Genomic DNA, 1,986 nt, shown 5'->3' with positions numbered 1-1,986 from the left:
GTCACGATGCCGTTGTTTTGGGTGAGAACCTGCTGCAAAAAGCTTTATCCAGCCTGTTGCCTAAAGACATCCTGCTTTCAGACGACCTCAAAGAAAAATACCTTGCCGATTTGAATACCAAACAAACCTCGTTTGAAGAGGTCCTCTACAATGTCGGTATGGGGCATACTTTGCCGGTACACGTTGCCATGCACATTGCCGAGTTGGCGGGCCAACATTTTGGCAGTACAGTCAAACTCAGCCCGATCAAAGTCAACGATCAAGAAACTGGCCGGATTCATTTTGCCGAGTGTTGCCATCCGATCCCTGGCGATCCGATTCGCGCCTTATTGGTCAAAGACAAGGGCATGATTATCCACCGTGATACCTGTCAAACTTTGGTCAAAGCCGATCCGGAAGAGCAACTCGATGCCGGTTGGGACAGTATGCGCAATCAAACGTACCGCACCATCCTCAATGTCAAATCCGAAGATGCGCATGGTTTGCTTGCCTCAATGGCGCAAGCGATTTCCAATTCTGGTGCGGATATCGAATCTGTCGATACGCCAACCAAAGCGCAAGCAGGAACGGAAGGTTTTGTGGAATTTAAATTCACAATTAAAGTCAAAGACTTGGATCAGGTTAATCAGATTATTCATGCAATGCATGCCAATCCGAATATCCGTAAAGTGATTCGAGGATAATCTCGTTATAAGCAAAGGCCGTCTGAAAGTGTTTTCAGACGGCCTTTTTGATGTTTGCAAATAAAAGCTGTTGGCTTCTTTTTAAGAGGGTTTATGGCTTTTTTGTAATTGGATTGGGTTTAACTCAACCAAAAACGGAAAACCAAGAAGAAGACCAAGGCCAAAACGCCGGCCCAAACCAGCAACATGAATCCGGCTACTGCCTGACCCAAGCGGTAAACAGGATTTTTGCGTTCGTCTTCGAGTAGGGGATTTGGTGTATCGTGCGGTTTGTCGGACATGATGAAACTCTGATTGAATTATTGAATAAAAGCGTAAGGGTACGCCGATAGAAGCAAAGATTCAAGTGGGAATGATTATTGATAGAAGTCTTCGTCTTCATTCCACGCGGTTTTTAAGGCCGTCTGAATGGTGTCGGCACCAAAGCCGCGATAGGCAAGGAAACGCGCCTGTTTTTGTTTTTCTTTCAAATCTTGAGCTTCTTGCTTGAATTTTTTACGCAAGACGGAAATAGCGGTTTGCAGCTCGTCCTCTCTGTCGGGTAGGAACTCCCGACAGTCATCTGCATCAATACCTTGTTGAGCCAAGGCTTGTTTGAGGCGGAGCGTGCCGTAACGGTTGCTTTTACTGTGAATATAGGCTTCTGCGTAACGTTGGTCGGATTGCCAATTTCGTTCGGCGAATTCGTCCAAAACCTTTTCCAATTCTTCTTCGCTTTCAGCGTGTGGAGTCAGTTTGCGTTTCAAGCCGACACGGCTGACTTCCTGACGGGAAAGAATATCCAAGGCGCGGGCGCGTAAGGTTTTGGGAGGTTTCATGGGGATATGGAAGGGGAGGGATTTAAACTACATTGAATTACATTTCAGACGGCCTGATTAGGTGAAAGCACTAAAAAGGCCGTCTGAAAATAAAGCCGAATTATTCTTCGTCTTTGTTTTTTTGCGGTTGCAGATTTTCGTAGATTTCAGGCAGGGCTCGAATCAACAAATCAGGTTTGGTCGCTTTGTCTTGGGAGAGCAAGGTCATGTCGCCGTAGCCGAATGTTACGCCGACGCTGAAGCAACCGGCCGCTTTGGCGGCAATAATGTCATTTTTGGAGTCGCCCACCATCAGCATATTGGCAACGTCGATGCCCAAAACTTCGGCCGCATGTTGAAGCGGCAATGGGCTGGGTTTTTTCTCAGTCAGGCTGTCTCCGCCGAGAACCAAGCTGAAATAGCCGTCGAGATTGAGTTGTTTCAGCAACTCAGCAGCAAGGATTTCATTTTTATTGGTAATGACAAACAATGGAATACCCAAGGAC

General features: G+C 46.7%; 4 protein-coding genes. 1 reads left to right on the top strand and 3 read right to left on the bottom strand.

Annotated elements, in window-relative coordinates; all coding sequences use genetic code 11:
• The coding region (locus ACTHUE_RS16965) for an ACT domain-containing protein (RefSeq protein WP_440403032.1) at positions 1-683 on the top strand (683 nt) is incomplete at its 5' end.
• A gap of 119 nt (positions 684-802) precedes the next feature.
• Here ACTHUE_RS16965 and ACTHUE_RS16960 read toward each other — a convergent pair.
• The 3 genes from ACTHUE_RS16960 to ACTHUE_RS16950 form a co-directional block, all read right to left on the bottom strand.
• Positions 803-964, bottom strand: coding sequence for a hypothetical protein (locus ACTHUE_RS16960; RefSeq protein WP_039861975.1), 162 nt, complete (start codon positions 962-964; stop codon positions 803-805).
• Positions 965-1,039: 75 nt separating this feature from the next.
• A complete protein-coding gene (gene recX, locus ACTHUE_RS16955; RefSeq protein WP_070461394.1) occupies positions 1,040-1,501 on the bottom strand; it encodes a recombination regulator RecX in 462 nt (153 codons plus the stop codon).
• A 100-nt stretch (positions 1,502-1,601) separates the two neighbouring features.
• A partial coding sequence (locus tag ACTHUE_RS16950; protein WP_440424035.1) for an HAD-IA family hydrolase occupies positions 1,602-1,986 on the bottom strand: 385 nt, incomplete at its 5' end.

The organism is Neisseria sp. P0021.S005, assembly GCF_051956955.1.
This window is presented reverse-complemented; position numbering and strand designations above follow the sequence as displayed.

Bases quoted from the DNA above. Each gene is read 5' to 3' on its own strand.
- ACTHUE_RS16960 (WP_039861975.1), bottom strand. From the start codon at position 964: ATGTCCGACAAACCGCACGATACACCAAATCCCCTACTCGAAGACGAA.
- recX (WP_070461394.1), bottom strand. From the start codon at position 1,501: ATGAAACCTCCCAAAACCTTACGCGCCCGCGCCTTGGATATTCTTTCC.